The 19,921-nt window shown below is 46.8% G+C and carries 21 protein-coding genes and 1 pseudogene; 10 read left to right on the top strand and 12 right to left on the bottom strand.

Annotation, left to right across the window (positions count from 1 at the left end; translation table 11 throughout):
* Position 1 precedes the first annotated feature (1 nt).
* From AC5JR3_RS17055 to AC5JR3_RS17045, 3 genes and pseudogenes are all read left to right on the top strand, one after another.
* Entirely contained in the window at positions 2 to 1,123 is a 1,122-nt protein-coding gene (locus AC5JR3_RS17055; RefSeq protein WP_495847746.1) for a restriction endonuclease, SacI family, read from the top strand.
* A 406-nt stretch (positions 1,124 to 1,529) separates the two neighbouring features.
* The gene (locus tag AC5JR3_RS17050) at positions 1,530 to 1,733 is read left to right on the top strand and encodes a hypothetical protein (protein ID WP_495847919.1); all 204 of its coding nucleotides are present in this window, start codon (positions 1,530 to 1,532) and stop codon (positions 1,731 to 1,733) included.
* Positions 1,711 to 1,794: pseudogene (locus tag AC5JR3_RS17045) on the top strand (type II toxin-antitoxin system PemK/MazF family toxin); the annotation flags it as partial. The gene AC5JR3_RS17050 and the pseudogene AC5JR3_RS17045, both read left to right, overlap by 23 nt.
* Before the next feature lie 98 nt (positions 1,795 to 1,892).
* Here AC5JR3_RS17045 and AC5JR3_RS17040 read toward each other — a convergent pair.
* The gene (locus AC5JR3_RS17040) at positions 1,893 to 2,981 is read right to left on the bottom strand and encodes a metal ABC transporter solute-binding protein, Zn/Mn family (RefSeq protein WP_495847745.1); all 1,089 of its coding nucleotides are present in this window, start codon (positions 2,979 to 2,981) and stop codon (positions 1,893 to 1,895) included.
* 224 nt (positions 2,982 to 3,205) lie between these two features.
* A complete protein-coding gene (locus tag AC5JR3_RS17035) occupies positions 3,206 to 3,328 on the bottom strand; it encodes a hypothetical protein (RefSeq protein WP_495847744.1) in 123 nt (40 codons plus the stop codon).
* 20 nt (positions 3,329 to 3,348) lie between these two features.
* On the opposite strand from AC5JR3_RS17035, the gene AC5JR3_RS17030 reads away from it, so the two are divergent.
* Both AC5JR3_RS17030 and AC5JR3_RS17025 read left to right on the top strand, forming a co-directional pair.
* Positions 3,349 to 4,068: a metal ABC transporter ATP-binding protein gene (locus AC5JR3_RS17030; protein WP_495847743.1), complete on the top strand. Its 720-nt coding sequence runs from the start codon at positions 3,349 to 3,351 to the stop codon at positions 4,066 to 4,068.
* A 9-nt stretch (positions 4,069 to 4,077) separates the two neighbouring features.
* Positions 4,078 to 4,959: a metal ABC transporter permease gene (locus AC5JR3_RS17025; RefSeq protein ID WP_495847918.1), complete on the top strand. Its 882-nt coding sequence runs from the start codon at positions 4,078 to 4,080 to the stop codon at positions 4,957 to 4,959.
* A gap of 101 nt (positions 4,960 to 5,060) precedes the next feature.
* Here the strand turns inward: AC5JR3_RS17025 and leuD are convergent, their stop codons facing one another.
* Entirely contained in the window at positions 5,061 to 5,663 is a 603-nt protein-coding gene (leuD, locus tag AC5JR3_RS17020) for a 3-isopropylmalate dehydratase small subunit (RefSeq protein WP_495847742.1), read from the bottom strand.
* 284 nt (positions 5,664 to 5,947) lie between these two features.
* Here leuD and AC5JR3_RS17015 point away from each other — a divergent pair, with 284 nt between their 5' ends.
* Positions 5,948 to 7,057 carry a hypothetical protein gene (locus tag AC5JR3_RS17015; protein WP_495847741.1) on the top strand — a complete coding sequence of 370 codons (1,110 nt, stop codon included), beginning with the start codon at positions 5,948 to 5,950 and terminating at the stop codon, positions 7,055 to 7,057.
* Positions 7,058 to 7,205: 148 nt separating this feature from the next.
* Here the strand turns inward: AC5JR3_RS17015 and leuC are convergent, their stop codons facing one another.
* Positions 7,206 to 8,609 carry a 3-isopropylmalate dehydratase large subunit gene (gene leuC, locus AC5JR3_RS17010; RefSeq protein WP_495847740.1) on the bottom strand — a complete coding sequence of 468 codons (1,404 nt, stop codon included), beginning with the start codon at positions 8,607 to 8,609 and terminating at the stop codon, positions 7,206 to 7,208.
* 449 nt (positions 8,610 to 9,058) lie between these two features.
* Between leuC and iscB the strand changes: the two genes are divergently transcribed.
* Positions 9,059 to 10,429, top strand: a complete 1,371-nt coding sequence (gene iscB / locus AC5JR3_RS17005) for an RNA-guided endonuclease IscB (protein ID WP_495847739.1) — start codon at positions 9,059 to 9,061, stop codon at positions 10,427 to 10,429.
* A 110-nt stretch (positions 10,430 to 10,539) separates the two neighbouring features.
* Here the strand turns inward: iscB and AC5JR3_RS17000 are convergent, their stop codons facing one another.
* The 5 genes from AC5JR3_RS17000 to nuoH form a co-directional block, all read right to left on the bottom strand.
* Entirely contained in the window at positions 10,540 to 11,307 is a 768-nt protein-coding gene (locus AC5JR3_RS17000) for a Uma2 family endonuclease (RefSeq protein WP_495847738.1), read from the bottom strand.
* A 242-nt stretch (positions 11,308 to 11,549) separates the two neighbouring features.
* Positions 11,550 to 11,861 carry an NADH-quinone oxidoreductase subunit NuoK gene (gene nuoK / locus AC5JR3_RS16995; protein ID WP_495847737.1) on the bottom strand — a complete coding sequence of 104 codons (312 nt, stop codon included), beginning with the start codon at positions 11,859 to 11,861 and terminating at the stop codon, positions 11,550 to 11,552.
* A gap of 85 nt (positions 11,862 to 11,946) precedes the next feature.
* Entirely contained in the window at positions 11,947 to 12,570 is a 624-nt protein-coding gene (locus AC5JR3_RS16990; RefSeq protein WP_495847736.1) for an NADH-quinone oxidoreductase subunit J, read from the bottom strand.
* Positions 12,571 to 12,667: 97 nt separating this feature from the next.
* Positions 12,668 to 13,294 (bottom strand): NAD(P)H-quinone oxidoreductase subunit I, encoded by a 627-nt coding sequence (gene ndhI / locus AC5JR3_RS16985; RefSeq protein WP_495847735.1) that lies wholly within the window; start codon positions 13,292 to 13,294, stop codon positions 12,668 to 12,670.
* Between the two features lie 135 nt (positions 13,295 to 13,429).
* Entirely contained in the window at positions 13,430 to 14,548 is a 1,119-nt protein-coding gene (gene nuoH, locus AC5JR3_RS16980) for an NADH-quinone oxidoreductase subunit NuoH (RefSeq protein WP_495847734.1), read from the bottom strand.
* A 137-nt stretch (positions 14,549 to 14,685) separates the two neighbouring features.
* Between nuoH and AC5JR3_RS16975 the strand changes: the two genes are divergently transcribed.
* From AC5JR3_RS16975 to AC5JR3_RS16965, 3 genes are all read left to right on the top strand, one after another.
* Positions 14,686 to 14,844, top strand: coding sequence for a hypothetical protein (locus AC5JR3_RS16975; protein WP_495847733.1), 159 nt, complete (start codon positions 14,686 to 14,688; stop codon positions 14,842 to 14,844).
* Positions 14,845 to 15,084: 240 nt separating this feature from the next.
* Positions 15,085 to 15,699, top strand: a complete 615-nt coding sequence (locus tag AC5JR3_RS16970; protein WP_495847732.1) for a fasciclin domain-containing protein — start codon at positions 15,085 to 15,087, stop codon at positions 15,697 to 15,699.
* Between the two features lie 187 nt (positions 15,700 to 15,886).
* Positions 15,887 to 16,858: a CobW family GTP-binding protein gene (locus AC5JR3_RS16965; protein WP_495847731.1), complete on the top strand. Its 972-nt coding sequence runs from the start codon at positions 15,887 to 15,889 to the stop codon at positions 16,856 to 16,858.
* Between the two features lie 113 nt (positions 16,859 to 16,971).
* On the opposite strand, the gene AC5JR3_RS16960 is transcribed toward AC5JR3_RS16965, so the two are convergent.
* The 3 genes from AC5JR3_RS16960 to cofG form a co-directional block, all read right to left on the bottom strand.
* Complete coding sequence (locus AC5JR3_RS16960) at positions 16,972 to 17,445, bottom strand: CYTH domain-containing protein (RefSeq protein ID WP_495847730.1); 474 nt, start codon at positions 17,443 to 17,445, stop codon at positions 16,972 to 16,974.
* Between the two features lie 211 nt (positions 17,446 to 17,656).
* Positions 17,657 to 18,583 (bottom strand): glycine betaine ABC transporter substrate-binding protein, encoded by a 927-nt coding sequence (locus AC5JR3_RS16955; RefSeq protein WP_495847729.1) that lies wholly within the window; start codon positions 18,581 to 18,583, stop codon positions 17,657 to 17,659.
* Between the two features lie 169 nt (positions 18,584 to 18,752).
* A complete protein-coding gene (gene cofG / locus AC5JR3_RS16950) occupies positions 18,753 to 19,733 on the bottom strand; it encodes a 7,8-didemethyl-8-hydroxy-5-deazariboflavin synthase subunit CofG (protein ID WP_495847728.1) in 981 nt (326 codons plus the stop codon).
* Positions 19,734 to 19,921 lie beyond the last annotated feature (188 nt).

Genomic DNA, 19,921 nt, shown 5'->3' with positions numbered 1-19,921 from the left:
CATGAGTCGTGCCAAACCAACCGTCGATCAAAGGGAAGGGGAACAAATTCTGCGAGAGTCTATCAGGATAGCACAGGATAATTCCAGAGAGATTCCATCAACCAAATGGGATGCCGAGATCAGAACTATTATTCAAGGAAAACATCTGACTTTCAGATACATTCTTGTAACTGCTCTTTTAGGCAAAGCAACTAATTCAAGTATCAATGCCCTTTCACTTCAAGCAGGAGCTGATATTGAAGGAGCTTATGATGCCCGAAGCTTATGTCATGGGGTTGTTGTGCCGCTTGAGCGTCAATTGCTAAATAGCTCACTAGGAGGCTCAAATGAGCCTTTTCTCAATAAGCCTGCACGCTTCCCAATGGTATCTCCTTCAAATGCAGTGAGAGCTGGTAAAGACAGAGAGCTTTTACTGATCTTGCATAAGGTGTTGTCTGAGATTGAAACGTCTGAGCAGGCTTTTAATAGTCTCTGTATTGCCATACGGTATGCTATTCAAAGACAAACTGTCCGAAGTGGGCTTCTTACTCAACTTCCAGAATCAGTAGGCTCTCACTTAAAAACTATTGAATTCATTGATGCATTTACCATCAGATCAATTGAGGGGCAAACTGCTGCAATCGCAGTCGGTACTATCTTATCTATCTATTTTGATCAGTTTGAAGGCTTTGAAGTTATTGTTCATCCTGTGAATCAGAGTGGTGCTTCCTCCAAGGAGGTAGCCGATATAGACATTAAGAAGAACGGTAAGATTTTTGTAGCAATCGAGGTTAAAGATAAGCAGTTCAGTGAGCAGGATGTCGATCATGCTGCTGTCAAAGCGAGTCGGGACGGCTTAAATTCAATTACGTTTGTTATTGGAGTAAATGGAACGTGCATTGGCTCATCTCTTGAGCAAGTTGCAAAAACTATTTTGCTTGCGAGAAACGTCAATGTTGTTTTTATTGATCTTCTCACCTTCGTGAGATCGGTAATTGCATTATGTCCAGAGCTTTCATCTGCTACTTTTTTCCAAAAGCTCCAGTACATTGCGATCGGTGTTCGGGCCAAGGATGAAGTTTTTGAGCATATTGAGCGTGTTTTTCAATCAATCCATACAAGCCCCGTAGACCCCTCCATCTAACACTACGTTGGTGCAGACGGAACAAAGGTCGTCGGTGGGTGTTCAAGGTTGCCTACCGCCGCATAACTTCACCGTTAGACCACTACGTATGTGACAAAAGCTACAGGTTGTAATCAAATGAAGACTAATTATTGCAGGTTCTAATTGGAACTTCTAAAGAGTGCAGGTACCACTAATGCTCGGAGAGTGAAGTGCGATCGCTAGATTTACAGTTTGAAATCAAATTTCGCGATCGCATTCTATCCTTAAACTTAATGCGATCGCCCGATCTTGTAGGTTGGGTTGCAGGATGAAACCCGACACTCATCACTGATCCTCCACCTCAACCCTGGTGCGATCGTCGGTGAGGCAATCGTACAGACCACAATTACGACATAAAATCAAGGTATGGTTTCATACAATGGATATGTTAAAAACGCTTTGGGTCACGGTTCGACAGGGCAAAATTGAGCTATTGGAATCAGCACAGCTACCAGAAGGGGTGAGGGTGTTGGTAACACTTTTACCTGAGGACGAGACTGAGTTCTGGTTACAAGCCAGTCAAACATCGCTCGATGCAGTTTGGGACAATCCTGAGGATGATGTATATGCCCAGCTACTCCAAGCATGACGTTATTTTGGTGCACTATCCCTTCTCAGATTTGTCGAGTTTAAAGGTAAGACCTGCTGTTAATCTCCAAGGCAGATCAACCCCAGCTACGGATTGACTTTGGCTATTGCTCAGAGCATGTTACGGCACTCGCGGCAAAAGCGATCGCTACCGCCAGCCCTACTTAGCCGCTTGACCTTCAAACGGCGTACACTTACCGCCTAAACCATCAACGATCGCACAAGTGTTGTGGGAAATCATCCCCGCATAGGTTCCCGCCTCGCTTCCTTTGGCACCCAATCCGTCAACGTATAACTCCCGCTCGGAAACTTTGACATTCGCTTCTCTAGCCACTGTTCCGATTACTCTGTCGTTAGTTGTTACTTCGGCAAATATTGTCGGAACATTCGCTTTCTCAATCTCTTGTACCAGTTCTCTCACCCGTGACGCCGTGGGTTGTTCGTCGGCAACCACACCCTGTAGCGCTCCAACCAGCTCTAAACCGTAAGCTTGGGCATAGTAGGAGAGAGCATCGTGGGTTGTCACTAGTTTGCGCCGTCCTTCAGGAATTGTGCCAACTTGCGCTTTCACCCAGCTATCTAGCTGTTGCAACTCTCCCTTGAGCTGTTCGGCGTTGCGAGCATATAAGTCAGCAGAATCCGGTTGAATCTCTGCCAAATGATTTTCAATTGTCTCGATCATCGCTACTGCATTTTTCACATCATGCCAGACATGGGGATCGGGATGAGTTCCCTCATCGCCCTTAGCGGCGGCTTCACCTGCTTGACCTGATGCCGTTTCTTCACCCTCATGCTCATCGTGACCATCTTCTTCATGATCATGATGCCCTTGGGCCACGATGGGGTTGGAGACCGCCTCCTCATGTACCGCAACTTTTGGCGCATTTGTCTGTACCGCCTCGACCAAATTAATGATCGCTGGTTCGTGGTCGTAGCCACCGTAGAGAACTAGTTGAGCTGTCTCAACCGCCTTGCGGTCTCCTGGTGTCGCATTATAAGCGTGGGGGTCTTCATCAGCGCCAACCAAACAAGTCAGGTCAACGGTATCCTGAGCAATTTGCTCGGTAAAGTCACAAAGAACACTATAAGAGGCAACTACAGCAGGCTTCTCGCCTGATGCTGTTTGGCGCGTTGCGCTTTGATTTCCTGCCGTCTCACCGCCTGAACCGCATCCCGTTAGTCCTACGGCAAGCGCTAAAACAGTGCTACCCCAAAGACTGTAATTCCTGACCTGTAAGCACTTGAGCATCAATAAGCTCCTTAGATTGAACTTAATATCTGGATAAAGAACGCCAAGAGTATTTTATGTTAATGATAATCATTCTATCCGACAAGGGTTTTTCAGCAATTAAATTTTTCTGATCATAAGTGCGCGCGATCGCCAATCTTGTCCGTTATGTATAGAGGTCAAACATCCTGATTGGGGCGCTTACCGGGGGGAGTGTTGCCCGTATCTTTCAAGTTGAGAGAAAACTAAAACTTTGTGCCAAACCCTAACCCGTCCTTGAGAGTAGTAACAATCAACGGCAGCTTATTAATGCCGAACCGGAACAGTTGCCGAATAATCTCCAATCCTACTATGCTAATGGTAGTCATTCTCAAAAAAAGTTTAAGTAATGCTTGAGGTTCAAGACCTAGCGGTCAGTTACCGAGATAACTGGGCGCTTAGGGGTGTCTCGTTCTCTCTCCAGCCAGGACAAGTCACTAGTCTGCTGGGGCCTAATGGTGCTGGCAAAAGTACTTTGGTTAAAGCGATGCTGGGGTTGATTCCCCTCGCTCAGGGGGCTGTAAAATTTCGCTCCCAATCCTTAAAAAGACAGTTGCGACGAGTCGCTTATGTACCGCAGCGATCGCACATTGACTGGGATTATCCGATCACAGTCCATCGTGTTGTCATGATGGGTCGCACTGTACATACAAAGTGGTTCCGAGAACCCAGTCGTCAATCACAAGAACTCGTCAAAGATGCCCTAGAACGGGTAGGGATGAGCAAGTATCGCGATCGTCAAATTGGCGAATTGTCTGGTGGGCAGCAGCAGCGGGTATTTCTGGCAAGAGCGCTGGCTCAACAAGCTGATTTGTTGTTTTTTGATGAGCCATTTGCTGGCGTTGACAAAAAGACAGAAGAAGTTGTTTTTGATATTTTTTCTGAACTGAAATCGCAGAATAAAGTCATATTAGTCATTAGCCATGACCTAGGAGAAACCTTAGAAAATTACGACCAATTTTTATTGCTTAATCAACAACTGATTGCGGCGGGTTCAAAAGCTGACGTTTTGACGGCGGAGAATCTCACAAAAGCTTACGGCAAAAAACTAAACTTAGTCATTGCCTAAGGGGATGTGATATTGGAACTACTTGTTGAACCACTAACCTTTGAGTTTATGCGAAATGCCCTAGCAATTGGGGTGTTGATGGGGGTATTGGGTGCCGTTGTGGGCAGCTACTTGATTGTGCAACAGATAGGAATGATTGGTGATGTGATTGCCCATGCTGTTATTCCAGGATTATCTATTGCATTTTATTTAGGAATCAATCTCTCAGTTGGTGCATTTATTGCCGGAATTCTCAGTGCTTTAGTTGTGGCAGGAATTCGGACGCGATCGCGGGTAAAAGTTGATGCAGCAATGGCGTTAACCCTAACCAGTTTTTTGGGATTAGGAGTGATTTTAATCACTGTATTAAAGACAAACCGCCTCGATCTTACTCACATTCTTTTTGGCGATATTTTAGGAGTAAGACCTACAGATGTCTGGCAAACTCTGGTCGTCACCCTGTTCATCTTAGTACTAACTAAGCTTTTTTATAAAGAACTATTGTTTTATACTTTTGATCCCCTAGGCGCACAAGCCAGTGGCTTACCTGTAACGGCGATGTATTTCGGTCTAATCTGTGCGATTACTCTAACCATTGTTGCTAGTATGCAAACCGTGGGAGTATTACTAGTCATTTCCCTGTTAGTTGGCCCAGCAATTACTGCTTATCTATTAGTCAAAGAATTACACCAGATGATGTTTGTTGGTGCAATAATTGGGGTGATTTCTAGTATTACTGGAATGTATATCAGTTATTACCTAAATGTGCCATCAGGGCCAGCGATCGTTATGGTTGTATTCGGTTTCTTCTTACTAGCATTCTTGTTTAGTCCAACCCAAGGAATTTTGACAGAACCCGGAACAGTTAGTCGTACCGCTCGGATGTTAGAAAAACTGAAGAATCTAAATTGATAATTTGTAGGGTGGACGATGCCTACCCTACCTCGCTTGAACTGTCAGCTTCCAACTTAGAGCCACAGTATTTTCCCAGGCTTTAACTCTTTAGCCTGACGTTACGCAACTTGACTGCCCCAATCAACGTAGGGTAATTTGGCAGCCGTAGCCCGAATTTGCTCAGTTTGGGCAACTAGTTGTCCACAACTATCCCAAGTACCTGTGGTCAGCATTTGCCTTGACCCCTTACCCATAGATGTAGGAGCTTGGAAGTCACCGCAACAGACTTGCATGGCTTCTAAATCCACACTTACCGAAGCTTGGGGATTCTCTTGCAATAGCGCCTGTAACTGCTTCACCATCTCTGGTTCCATCGTCACGCAAGGAATTCCGATCGCCACGCAGTTACCAAAGAATATTTCGGCAAAACTCTCTCCAACAATGGCTTGAATACCCCATTTCGATAACGCTTGGGGAGCGTGTTCTCGCGAGGAACCACAGCCAAAGTTGCCATTAACGACTAGGACGAGCGCGCCTTGATACTGGGGTTGGTCAAAGGGATGTTCTCCTTGAGATTGGGCGCGATCATCGGCAAACGCTTGTTCTCCTAATCCATCAAACGTGACGCAACGCAAAAAGCGAGCGGGGATAATTCTATCGGTATCAATATCATTACCAACGAGAGGAATACCCCGTCCTCTAACTGTTTTGACTTGATTCATTAATTCAATCCTAATTGTTTATTTGTAGCCTATTACACAGAGCATTCTAATATCATGCCAGACTCTCTGGTCTGTTGCTGATGTCTCAAGGTCTGCATGTCGCAACTTGCAATTTCTCTACAAAGAGAGCCGTTACTAGTGCTATATGTCTCAGTTGGTAAAACTAAACATCTTTCCTGAGTTACTTCTTAAGTTGAGTGGGATCTACTCCTCAAGCTGGAGAGTTTCTCAGGCTAATTCGCTAATGTTGTAAGTGTACATATAAGATGAACCCATTAGGCATTATGAATAACAATAACCAACCCTTTAACCAACCTGACGCAGATCTTAACTTGCCAGAGAAGAAAACTGACAAGGTTGAAAATCAGGTAACTCAGGCTCAGACTGACGAGAATTCTGAATCTGATCAACATAAATCATCAGGCTCAGGCTCAGGTATCGGTGCAAGAGTCGCGGGAGCAGCAATTGGCGGTGTTCTCGGTGCTCGCTCAGGAATTGTTGGCGCTGTAGTCGGTTCCGTTGCTGGCGCTATGGTCGGCAAAGGTACTGCTGATACGGTTAACCGCGCTGTAGATAACTTAGGCGATGCAGCCCACTCTGTAGCAGACGGTGTTAAGCACACTGTAGAAGAGATAGGAACAGCCGCAAAGGAAACGGTTGAGGAAGTCAAGCCATCTATCAAAGGTACAGCAGAGGCAGTCAAAGGGACAGTTGAGGATGCTAGACCTTCGATTAAAGGTATAGCTGAATCTGTCGATCAGACAGTTAAAGAAACCAAGCCTTCTGTTGTAGATGCAGTCAAAGGGGCATCTGAGGAAGTCAGACCTGCGATTAGAGATGTCAAAGATTCAGTCACTCACACTATTGAAGGTGTTCAGCCTTCCGTAGAAAGTGCAGCAAACTCAATTAAACATACTGCTGATGAAGTAACACCTTCTGTTAAAGCTGTAGCTCAAGAAGTTGAGGGTGCTACCAAAGATGCGAGAACAAGTATAAAAAGTACAGCAAAGGCAGTTGAGCCATCTATAAAAAGTGCGGCTAACTCGTTGAAGTCTTCTGGTAAGAGTGCCGCTGACTCGTTGAAGTCTTCTGGTAAGAGTGCAGCCGAATCTGCTAAAAGTGCAGCACAGGATGTGAAGTCTTCTGCCCAAAGTACCGCCGACTCTGCTAAAGGCGCAGCTAAAAGTGCAGCACAGGATGTGAAGTCTTCTGCTCAAAGTACCGCTGACTCTGCTAAAGGTGCAGCACAGGATGTGAAGTCTTCTGCCAAGAATGCAGCCGACTCTGCCAAAGAGCAAAATAAGGATAATGACATCCAAGTCTCCGGTACTGCAGAAGTTAGAGAAAGAGTTGTCATCAGAGACACAAGAATCGATACAGACAAGACCAAGTAAGGACTTGATCTAGATAGATAAATGGGATACAAGCCTCGCCCTTCTAGGGGGGCTTGCAGCCAATAATCTAAAGAGGGTGAACTTATAAAAAAGTCCACCCTCTTTGTTTGTGCAGCAGGATCGCGATCGCATTTAACGAGGGATGTCTCTAAATCAACTCCCGCACGTCTGACACTTCACCCTTAACTGCTGCTGCAACCACCATTGCTGGACTCATCAGCAGGGTTCGTCCTGTTGAGGAACCCTGACGACCTTTGAAGTTGCGGTTAGAGGAAGATGCGCTAATTTGGTTTCCTTGCAGTTTGTCGGGATTCATCGCTAGACACATAGAGCATCCCGGTTCGCGCCACTCAAATCCAGCTTCAGTGAAGATTTTGTGCAATCCTTCCGCTTCCGCTTCCTTTTTTACCCGTTCTGAACCGGGGACGACAAAGGCTTTAATTCCCTCTGCTACATGCCTACCTTTAGCGAATTTAGCGGCTTCTCGCAAGTCGCTCAAGCGTCCGTTGGTGCAGCTACCAATAAAACAGACATCGATTTTTGTACCTTGAATCGGCACACCTGGAGTCAGCTCCATGTAGCGGTAGGCTTCCGAGGCGATCGCTCTTTCGCTTTCTGGCAAGGTATCGGCAAGGGGGACAACTTGATTAACGGCAATTCCTTGACCTGGCGTAATTCCCCAGGTGACTGTCGGCGCTATCTCCGCAGCATCAAAGGTGACAACATCATCAAAAAGGGCATCTGGATCGCTGCGGAGGCTTGTCCACCATTCCACAGCTTCCTGCCATTTTTCACCTTTGGGGGCACAATCTTTGTCCTTGAGGTATTCAAAGGTCACTTGATCGGGATTAATATAGCCGCAACGAGCGCCACCTTCAATGGACATATTACAGACAGTCATCCGCTCTTCCATGTTCATCTGCTCAAAAGTGGTGCCAGCAAACTCGTAGGCGTAGCCGACGCCACCTTTTACGCCGAGGGTATGGATGATATGGAGGATGACATCTTTGGCATAAACTCCTGGCGGTAATTCGCCGTTGACTTCAATTTTGCGGACTTTGAGCTTAGACAGAGCAAGAGTTTGGGAGGCTAAGACATCGCGGACTTGAGAGGTGCCAATGCCAAAAGCGATCGCGCCAAACGCACCATGGGTTGAGGTATGAGAATCTCCGCAGGCTACGGTCATTCCGGGTTGAGTCAAGCCTTGTTCGGGGGCAATGACGTGGACGATGCCTTGATTGCCAGAACCTACGTTGTAAAAGCGAATGCCGTAATCTTTGCAGTTTTTCTCCAACGCCTGCATCATCTCTTCTGCCAGTACATCGACAAAAGGACGTGCTTGATTTTCTGTGGGAACGATATGATCGACCGTGGCAACGGTGCGATCGGGAAACAGTACCTTCAGTCCTCGCTCCCGCAGCATTGCAAAAGCTTGCGGACTGGTGACTTCGTGAATTAAGTGTAAACCGATAAATAGCTGAGTCTGACCAGAAGGCAACGTGCCTACGGTATGTAAGTCCCAAACTTTGTCAAACAGTGTTCTAGCGCTCATCAGCCCAGGCAGTCATCGTGAGGTGATTAGTCGGATACTTGAATTTTCTATTGTAGAGCGATCGCCTCGGCAATTTCCGCCAAATTTCTTAAGTGCGATCGCCCTCAGTAATTTATAGGTCTGCTATAAACAGGGGTATGGCATTGCCATTCCCGACAGAGGTAGTACCTCCAGCCAGAAAATATGTAACTGTCATGAACCCCATGCCTAAAGGCAGGGGCTTGTAGACTGCCCGACTCTTCGAGCGGGATACAAGCCAGAACATGACCAGCCGTATACCTTCGAGGTCTACGTTTTTAAGGTCACGATACCTACAAATGCGTCGCTAGTTTGTAGCCCTATCGTTGGTTGTTAAACATCTGTAATGGGTTAAGGAAGTGCAGCCAACATGACAAGCCTTGAAAACATTGGCGAAGCGAACATTACGAGAAATCAGAGGAGACGCAACAATGTCTAACTTTGTCTTTGTAATTGATACCGATCGCCAACCGCTATCACCCTGTAAACCAGGAATGGCAAGGTCATTGCTGAAAGCAGGCAAGGCAGCGGTATTTCGTCGCTATCCGTTTACGATTGTTTTGAACAAAGCAGTGGTCACTGAGCGTTCGACTGCCCTTCGGCAGGCTCAGGAACCGCGCTCAGACGTTCGGCGAAGCTCAGTCGAGCCGCGAAGTCAGAGCCGAAGTGTTGAGACGAATCCTGAACCGCTAGAACTCAAATTAGATCCCGGATCGAAAGTCACGGGGATTGCAATCAAACAGGGCAACGAGATTATCTTCGGAGCCGAACTGCAACACCGGGGACAACAAATTAAAGAAGCACTTCTCTCTCGCCGTCAACTTAGGCGAGGAAGACGCAATCGCAAAACTCGCTATCGGCAGGCACGATTCCTCAATCGCACTCGTCCCGATGGTTGGCTAGCTCCATCCTTGCAGCATCGGGTCGAAACAACACTTACATGGGTTCACAAGTTGATTCGATTTGCTCCCATTGCTCGCATTGTTCAAGAGCTAGTGCGGTTCGATACCCAACTAATGCAAAACCCTGAAATCTCAGGCGTCTTGTATCAGCAAGGAGAATTACAGGGTTACGAAGTCCGGCAGTATCTCTTGGAAAAATGGAATCGGCAGTGCGCTTATTGCTCGGTTGAAAATGTAGCGTTCGAGATTGAACACATTCAACCCAAATCAAGAGGTGGCTCGGACAGGGTTTCTAACTTAACGATTGCCTGTCACGATTGTAATCAAAAGAAAGGCAATCAGGATGTTCGAGAATTCCTGGCGACTAAACCCGACCTGTTAAACCGCATTCTCAAACAGGCAAAACTGCCGCTTAAAGATGCAGCAGCGGTCAACTCAACCCGATGGGCATTATTTAATGCACTTAAAGAGACGGGATTGCCCGTCACTACTGGTACGGGAGGGCAAACTAAGTTCAATCGCAATCGATTAGGATTGGCTAAATCGCACTGGCTTGATGCTGCGTGTGTGGGTAAGTTTGAGACACTCACAGTCTTGACTTCAAAGCCGTTGCTGATTGCGGCAAAAGGTCACGGGACACGACAGATGTGCGGCACAAACCAGTACGGATTTCCCATTCGGCATAAGTCTAGAGTGCAAATCCATAAAGGTTTTCAAACTGGCGATATTGTTAGCGCAACCGTTACCGCAGGGAAGAAAATAGGCTGCTACGCAGGGCGGGTTCTGTGCCGTGCTTCAGGCAGTTTTGATATCGTAACTAAGTCTGCGAGAGTGGCAGGCGTTAGCTACAAGTATTGCAAAGCAATCCACAAAAAAGATGGTTATAGCTACGCATTTTGAAGGAAGAAATTTCCAGGCGACTGAAGTCGCTGCCGCTTTCCTCCCCATGTCTAAAGCCAGGGGCTTCTCGCTCGTTTTTCTGGTGAAAAGCGAGCGCGCTAGTCGTCATCTCACTGTTGAGCGCTCTGCCTGACTTCCTCCACCGTCAAGTTTAGTGCTTCTGCCACCTGTTCCACACTTAACCCCATTCCTAACAATCGGGGTATTGAATCTCTTCGCGCCTGCTCTGCGCTTTGAGCGCGTTGTCGCTGCTGTTCTGCTCTTTCCTCTGCCGTCAGATAGCGATTTCCTTGTTGGTCGTACCAATACAGCGCTTCAATCTCTACCTCTCCATCCCAGTACGGCGCGCGTCCAATCCCTAAATTAATCTCACTCATCCAGTACGGTTCGCCAATTTGCAGTTTATACTCCCCATCAACTAAGCGATAAACCTCGAAGGGTTGATGTCTATCCCGTTGCCAATATTCAGGGTTATAAATCACATAATATAAAACTCCCAGGTTGGCATAAATTGCCATTTTTTTGTCATATTCTCCCCCAGGTGTCAGCGACACAATCTCTAGAGTAAAAATAGGAACAACCCCATTTTCCTCCCAAACCACATAGCTTTTCCGCTGCTTCCCGCTGCTGTGACGCTCAACCCCTAAACTCAAAAATCCGTCTGGAACAACAGGCACCAACGGGCTTACTCCTGTTGTGTGATAAATCCCCATATCTACTCCAAAAAACCAATCGGAGCGATTTCCCCAGATGAATTTCAGCAAAAATAATAGTAAGTTAGGAATAAAATTTTGATTTTCGTTATCCACAGGTGTATCGTCTGAGCAAGGTAATTCAGCGCTAGTTGGTAGGCGTAGCTTCGGGTCAGATTGCACCATCGCTCACATCCCTAATAAATCTGTGTCTTTTTAATCTTAAACCCTGAAATTTTTATCGCGATCGCTGCTGCCATTTCAGCTAAATCTCTGAGGTACCAAGACGATCAAAGGCTTGTCGTCAACCATCCTCTCAGCGAGCCGTAAAGTTATTGTGAAAAGCGATCGCGCTACTAGCCTACCTACAAAAATGCCCGCCTATATCGGCAGGCATTTCTGATTTAGTCACCACTTTAGCTGCGACCTTACCACTTGAGGAGATTAAATTGCTCCATATCGATGGTGTCGCGGTTGCGGTAAATGGACAAAACAATTGCCAAACCCACCGCTGCTTCTGCGGCAGCTACAGTAATTACAAAGACCGCAAAAACCTGACCTTTAATTTCTTGAGGGTCTAAATAATTAGAAAAGCCCATCAAATTCAGGTTGACTGCATTCAACAATAATTCAATGGACATCAGCACGCGCACAGCATTGCGACTAGTAATTACGCCGTAAATGCCGATGCAGAACAATGCCGCGCCTAGAATTAAGAAATACTCAAGTTGTAGGTGCATAAATCTTCTGTTGTATCAACGAAAGGGAAACGATTTGCCACCAACGGCTTGAGGTTGTTAGTGGCATCAGGGAAAGCAAGACGCTTTAGCGATTGGTCTTTTGACCCTCGCCCAGGGATGCCAGCTCGCGGGGTCGTTCAGGCAACATAGACGCGGTGCTGATATCGCCTTGGGGACGGCTCAGTTCTTCGGGCAGAAAATCGCGACGCGCCAAGATAATCGCCCCTACCATTGACATCAACAACAGCACTGACGCTAGCTCAAACGGTAGCAGAAAGTCGCTGAAGAAATGCTCCCCGATTTGCACTACCGTGCTTTCACCCCCGATTACAGGCTCGACAGAAATCGCCCAAGGTGTCGCGACAACCATCGTTCCCAGCAGGAGAAATAGACCGACACAAACTACTCCGGTAGCGGCTTTACGAATCCAGCCCCTAGGAAGGACGGCAAAGTCTTCTCGCTTGTTTACCAGCATGATGGCAAACAAAATCAAGACGTTAACTGCCCCAACATAAACCAGCACTTGGGCGGCGGCGACAAAGTCAGCATTGAGCAAAATGTACAAGCCAGCAATGCTGATAAAGACGCCAGCCAACAAAAATGCTGAATAAACAATGTTGGTCAGTAGAACGACTCCTAAAGCTGCTGTAATCATCATCACAGCCAGCAAGCCAAACGAAACGAGCTGAACTCCTTCTGCTAGATTCACCGTTTTTGTCCTTTATCAGTTGTCAATTGTCTGTTTTCCGCTGTCGCTTTTCCGTAGTTTTTTGTCATTAATGACTAACTATTGAGTAGCGATCGCGTTATTTCTTGGCTGCTGATTTTTCCTCTTGCCCGTCGGTTCCTTGAGCTTCCATCTGCTCCAGAATTTGTTCTGGACGCAACCCAGGACGCGGGGAACCAGGAGGTAGACCGTGGGGTTCGAGGACTCCTTTGGGCAGGTAAACCAGCTCACGTAGTGGAGTGACCATTGGGTCTTGGGTCACTTTGTACGGCAAACGACCCATCGCGACGTTATCAAAGTTGAGTTCGTGACGGTCATAGGTAGAGAGTTCGTACTCTTCCGTTGCCGACAAGCAGTTGGTAGGGCAGTACTCAATACAGTTGGCGCAGAAAATACACACGCCAAAGTCGATACTGTAGTGCTTGAGCTTTTTCTTCTTGCTGACTTTATCAAATTCCCAATCTACGACGGGTAGGTTAATGGGGCAAACCCGAACGCAGACTTCGCAGGAAATACACTTATCGAATTCAAAGTGAATCCGACCCCGATAACGTTCAGAAGGAATGAGTTTTTCGTAAGGATACTGAACTGTAACAGGACGCCGCTGCATATGGTCAAAGGTAACAGAGAGACCCTGACCGATATACTTAGCCGCTTGAACAGTTTCTTTAGCGTAATCGCTAACTTGTTTGAGGAACTTTAACATTGTGGTGTCTCTCTCATTAAAGTTGTTAGTTACTTCGTGGTTAGTCGAAAGATTAAGTTACTAATTTTTAAACCAAAGGCTATTAGGTACAAGTCTTTATGCCTAAAAGCTAACAACTAAAAACTAACAACTGAGTTAACCCCCAAAAGCGACAGGAAAGGCAAGTTTGAGGGCGGCAGTAAGTAACAAATTCGCCAGGGAAACGGGCAGGAGAAATTTCCATCCCAAGTTCAGCAGTTGGTCAATCCGCACACGGGGAACTGTCCAACGCAGCAATATGGCAATAAACACCAATAAGTAAGCCTTCACGAGGGTCATGAAAATTCCCAGGGCGGCGGTAATCACCTGCAACCAGGGACTGACTTCACTCACACCCAGCCAGTTGGCTAATTGGTCAAGAGGAATGAAAAACCCCCAACCTCCTAGGTACAAGACAGAAACTAGCAAAGCAGACAGTACCAGGTTGACGTAGGAACCAATGTAGAACAAGCCAAATTTCATTCCGGCATATTCGGTTTGGTATCCCGCAACCAACTCTTCTTCTGCTTCTGGGAGGTCAAAGGGCAATCGTTCGCACTCTGCTAAGGCGGCAATCCAGAAGACTATAAACCCAACGGGCTGACGCCAGATGTTCCAACTGAGAATGCCATAGCCAGATTGCTGCTCAACGATATCAATGGTGCTGAGGCTATTGGAGAGCATCACGATCGCCAGCACTGATAAGGCTAAGGGAATTTCGTAGCTAATCGACTGGGCTGCGGCTCGCAAACCACCGAGGAGGGAGTATTTGTTGTTGGAGGCATAGCCAGACATCAATAGACCAATCGGCTGAATGCTGGATAATGCAATCCACAAGAAAATTCCCGTCCCGATATCCGTGATTACTAAGTTCTGCCCGAAGGGCACGATTAGGTAGGACAAAAACACCGGGATAACGACTAGGATAGGCCCTAGTGTAAACAACAGTGAGTCAGCCTTGGCGGGAATGATGTCTTCTTTAAAGACTAATTTCAGACCGTCTGCCACGGGCTGCAAAACTCCTAAGGGGCCAGCATATTCCGGCCCAATGCGCTGCTGGGCAGCGGCAGAAATTTTTCGCTCTAGCCACACGAGCACCAGCACTCCCAGGGTGGCACCAATGATCATCAAAAACATCGGCAGCGGCATCCAAATGGCTTTGGCGGCACCCGATGGGATGCCTAGATCCCTTAAAGTTTGGATAAAGCTTCCTTGTAAGTCGATTCCTGGATTCATGTTTACCGATACAAGTAATTACTGAGAAAGGTTCGATACAGCTAGTATCAAAAACTCTTTCAGGGCTTTTGTGAAGATTTTTTTACAACCTCATTGCCTAGTATATCGTTGGAGTGCAAGCCACTTCGCACCCAAAAATGATAATTTATCCTGATCGTGATGGTTCGTTTGGCTTAAGGTTGCAGCGAGTGGCGATCGCTTCGGGCAAAACCCCCACTAGAGCCAGTGTTGCCGAGCATTCTCCCCCCAGCGGCTCTCCCTCCCTGCTGTTTTTAGCGTATTCCCTCAGACCTTAATCCCTACAAATAGCCCCGCCGTTCTACTCGTACAATTTGGCGATCGCTAGTTAGTCTGCCAAAGATTTTCATAACGTAAAGCTATCTTTAACTAGTAACGAATAAGTTTATCTTCCTAGACTCAGCCCGTTCTCGGCTCAGACATTGAACGTCTGTCTGAAGAAAGATTGCATTGCTATGATTGCCTAGTTATTATTTATAAATAATTGTTAATATCAACAAAACACCTCAAAATTATTCATGAAAAAGTTTCCTGGCTTCACAAAAATTGCTTTGGTTGGACTGTTAAGTATTGGTAGTGCTGTTGCACTATCAGCTTGCGATCAACCTCAAGAAACAGGAGTGATAGATCAACAGCCTGGAACTGAAGCTCCGATCGCTGGAGAAGCGCCTGTTGAGACCACCTCACCCACAGCAACTGCTGGCAACGAAAACATCGTTGAGTTGACATCGACTAACGATTCTTTTAGTACTTTAAATCAGGCAATTGAGGCAGCCGGATTAACTGAAACCCTATCAGGCGAAGGGCCATACACCGTATTTGCTCCCACCGATGCCGCCTTTGCCGCACTACCTGCTGGCACAGTTGAAGAACTGTTGAAACCAGAAAATCGCGAACAATTGGTTCAGCTTCTTAGTTACCACGTAATACCTGGTGAGGTGACTTCTAACCAAATTACTGCCGGCGAAGTGAATACCGTAGAAGGAACCCCAGTTACTGTTGAAGTCGATCAAGCCAGTAATGAAGTGAGAATCAACGACGCCACCGTAACTCAACCAGACATCGACGCCAGCAACGGTGTCATCCACGCGGTTGACCAAGTCATCCTCCCCCCCGAAACCGCTGGTAGCTAAGGAATGTGCATTAAATAACTTACATACATTCTAAATGTGTAGGGGCATGGCAATGCCCTTGCTAGGGCTGCTGCTAGCGCCTCAGATCCCCGACTTCCCTAAGAAGCCGGGGATTTCGCCTGTAGATAAAAACCTGTTTGCTTGTCATTGATAGTGATTATCATTATAAAAGAAACTTCTTTAGATTATGATTACAACCCAATCTTCTAGTACAGTGCCAGTTACTGTTCTCACTGGCTATCTCGGCTCTGGGAAAACGACTCTGCTTAACCGCATCCTCACTCACGAACATGGGCTAAAGGTTGCCGTGATTGTTAATGAGTTTGGGGAAGTTGGTATCGACAACCAACTCGTCATCGATGCCAATGAAGAAATCTTTGAAATGAACAACGGCTGCATCTGCTGCACTGTTCGGGGTGATTTGATGCGGATTATCGGCAACTTGATGCGGCGGCGAGATAAATTTGACCATCTTGTGATTGAAACTACGGGACTGGCTGACCCCGCTCCTGTGATTCAAACCTTTTTTGTTGATGAGGACATGCGCGAGCAGTTGCAACTCGACGCAGTGGTGACGCTAGTAGATGCCAAGCACATCTGGGAGCATTGGGATAGCAGCGAAGCACAAGAGCAAATTGCCTTTGCTGATGTAATTTTGATTAATAAAATTGACTTGGTAACGCCAGAACAGTTAGATGAGTTAGAGCGACGCATAGGCGGGATGAACGCCATGGCGAAGGTCTACCGCACCCGCAATAGCGAGTTAGGAATGGAGGCGCTTTTGGGTGTTAAAGCCTTCGATTTGCAACGCGCTTTAGAAATTGATCCCCAATTTTTGAGTGAAGATGCCCACGAGCATGACGAATCGGTGTACTCCGTTGCGTTAGTAGAATCTGGGGAAGTGGATGGAACAAAACTGGAAAATTGGATGAGCCGACTATTGCAGACGCAAGGGACGGATATCTTTCGCATGAAGGGCATTCTCAACTTTGCCGGGGAAGACCATCGCTTTGTGTTTCAGGGTGTGCATATGATTTTTGATGGCACGCGCGATCGCCTCTGGAAACCTGAGGAAACTCGCAAGAATGAACTGGTATTCATCGGTCGTAACTTAGATGCAGAGAAGCTTAGAGAGGGTTTTAGAGCCTGTATGGCTTAGATACAACAAGCAAAAAACTCTCTAACCCGCTTGTGAGCAGGTAACCGCCCTGAGTTGATCGCCGGAGGGGAAGACGGTAGCAACAAGTTCAGCCGTGGGGGAAGTGATGCAGCTTATTGCTTTACCCACTGACTAAATGGGTTTTTGGCTAAATTGACGTTGTAGTACCTAGAGTCATCAGTAACTTCTTCGCCAATCCATTCAGGTAGTTCAACACTATGCTCTTCGTCCGTGAGTTCGACTTCCGCCATAATTAAACCTTGATTTTCTCCGGCAAACTCATCGACTTCCCAAATCAAACCAGCCACGTCAATTTTGTAGCGGGTTTTTTCAATTAAGGGGCGATCGCATAATTTATCCAGCATTTCTTGAGCATCTTCTGCTGGGATGGGGTACTCGTACTCTGCCCTAGAAAAACCCACGCTTAACCCTTTAATCGTTAGATATCCTTGATTTCCTACCAAGCGCACTCTGACAGTGGTGCCGTTTTTTGTGGGAATGTAACCTTGGCGATATAAAGTACCTGTGGCATTTTCGCGCCAGCGGTTGTCTTTGATTAAAAATTTACGCTCGATCTCAGTTGCCATATGCAGGATAAATTTAGTTTCAACAGAACTTAAGCAAGAGTGATTAAAACGGGCGGATGCTTTTGCTCAATCAACTAGTCTGACTTCCCCTGCTGAATCTGAGCCATGGTTTTGAGGCGGCTCCAACAAGTAAGGCGCAGAGGAGAGGATGGCGTTGATTGACAGGCTTCGGCTTTGCCTAACTACTCCAACTTAAACGCAGATTGGAGATTTATTTATTAGTGCTATTTAACATTCCTTCTTGGGTTAGATATTCCCTTGCCACATCAGCGGGTTCCCGTTGTTTGCTACTTACTTCATAGTTGAGGCGTTGCATCGTTTCGTTCGTCAACTTGGCAGATAGGGCGTTGAGGGCATCACGAATGCCGGGATTGTTTTCCAACACCTCCGCCCGGACAACTGGAGCCACTTGATAGGGGGGAAAGATATTTTTATCGTCTTCTAATGTCACTAGGTTAAACGCACTAATTTCGCCATCTGTTCCAAAGGCAACGGCAACATCCGCTTGACCATCATTTAGGGACTGATAGCGCAAACCCGGATCGACCGGAATGTAACGCTTGAGGGTGAAATTGCCATAGGCTTTTTTTAACCCCAGCAAACCATCTTCCCTCCCTTCAAATTCTGGCGGCCCCACCATTGTCAATTGGTTGGCTTTCGCTGCCATATCGGAGATAGTTTTGATGCCGAATTTCTCTGCGCCTGCTTTTGTCATCACCAGAGCCTGAGTGTTATTCATCGGGGCAGGCTCTAGCCAGACTAAGTTAAATTTTTCCTTATAGCTATCAGCAACAGTTTGGTAAACCTGCTTTTCGTTACTACTAGCAGGCTGCTTGAGAATTGTTAGTAACGCCGTGCCTGTGTACTCTGGGTATAAATCAATCCGACCACTCTCTATGCCAGCTTGGGCAACAGGTGTACCGCCAAGATTCAGCTTGCGCTCTACTTCAATGCCGTTATTTTCCAAAACCAGCGCATACATTTCTCCCAAAATGAACTGCTCTGTAAAATCTTTTGACCCCACTACAACTTTTCCGCCAGTACCGCTAGTAGTACCTCCTCCGTTACAGGCGATCGCAACACACATCGTCAGGAACGCCAGCAAAAGTGGCAGGAATCGGCGGCGAAATAGCTTCATAACCCAAGGTTTGGCTCAAGATAGTCCTTTCATATAGAGTAAAGCCTGCCAGATGAAGTAGGAAGTATAAAGGATGAAATATGAAGTATGTTCTCCTCATCTATTGTCTCCTTCTCTTACCTCCGTGCCCTCTGCGCCTCTGCGGTTATTAAAATCTCCATCCCCTGCTCTAGGTGCTGCTCATCTCCCCATCTCCAAATTCAGTGCGCCATCCCTCAGTAGCCGCTTGCAATCTTGGTGTCAACCAAAAGTCATGCTGAGGATATACAGGCAAACGGGGCACCAGTTGCCAGCCAGCGGGTTCAAGAACTTCTCTCAAGTCCAAAGCATGAGGATGAGGATAATCGGGATTAACTTCATCTTTAGGGCCAATCCCCCCTAGATCTCTTGCTCCAGCCTCTAAGCAAGCTAGTAACCATTGAGAATCTGGGACTAGGTTGGGAGGAATTTGTATAGCGATACTGGCTGGGAGAATCTGACGGGCTTTGGCAATCACCTCTGGTAGCTGATGAGGATCAAAGGCAGGTGCGTCCCAAGACTGCTGATTTCCGGGGCTATGGGGTTGGAGGATAACTTCTTGGATGTGATTGTAACGAGCATGGAGATTCGCGATCGCCTCTAATGTCTCCCACCAATCTGCCTGGGTTTCCCCAATTCCCAATAGCAACCCTGTTGTAAAGGGAATTTTCAGTTTCCCCGCCCATTCCAACTGTTGCAGTCGCCGTGAAGGGACTTTGCTGGGAGCTTGCCGATGCACCGTTTGCAAGAGCTGAGGCGTTAACTGTTCCAGCATCAAACCCATTGACACATTGACCGCTTTTAGTTGTGCCATCTCCTCATAGCTGAGGGGGCCAACATTGGTATGTGGCAAAAACCCCAACGACAGTGCTAACTCACACAGGTCATAAATCCGTCCAAACCAAGCCCCACGGCGTGACGAACTGGGATGCACCTCCCCACTGAGTACAAGAAGTTCGCAAATCTTCTCATTTTCATTTTGGAGCCGTTTTAATATCTCTTCTGCCTCAACCAAGGTGAGCCAGGGGCTTTTACCCGGATTAGTCCGAAAATTGCAGTAGGTACAGCGATTGAAGCACTCATAAGTAGGAACCAAGGTATAAGCCGGGCTGTAGGTAACAGTCTGAGACATAGGACAGCAAGTTTTGCCAAAAAAAATGAAAACCCTTTACAAAAAGAAACAAATCAATTAATCTCGAAAGTGAGATAGAAAAAATCACCTATCTCCTTAAAACTGTATCCAATCAGTCGTAACGAAATCATAAAACCATGACAACCACACTACAAAGACGCGAAAGCGCCAACCTGTGGGAACGGTTT

The sequence above is a fragment of the Kastovskya adunca genome (genome assembly GCF_059505785.1).
Note: the sequence above shows the minus strand (reverse complement) of the source record. Positions and strands in the feature narration are given on the sequence as shown.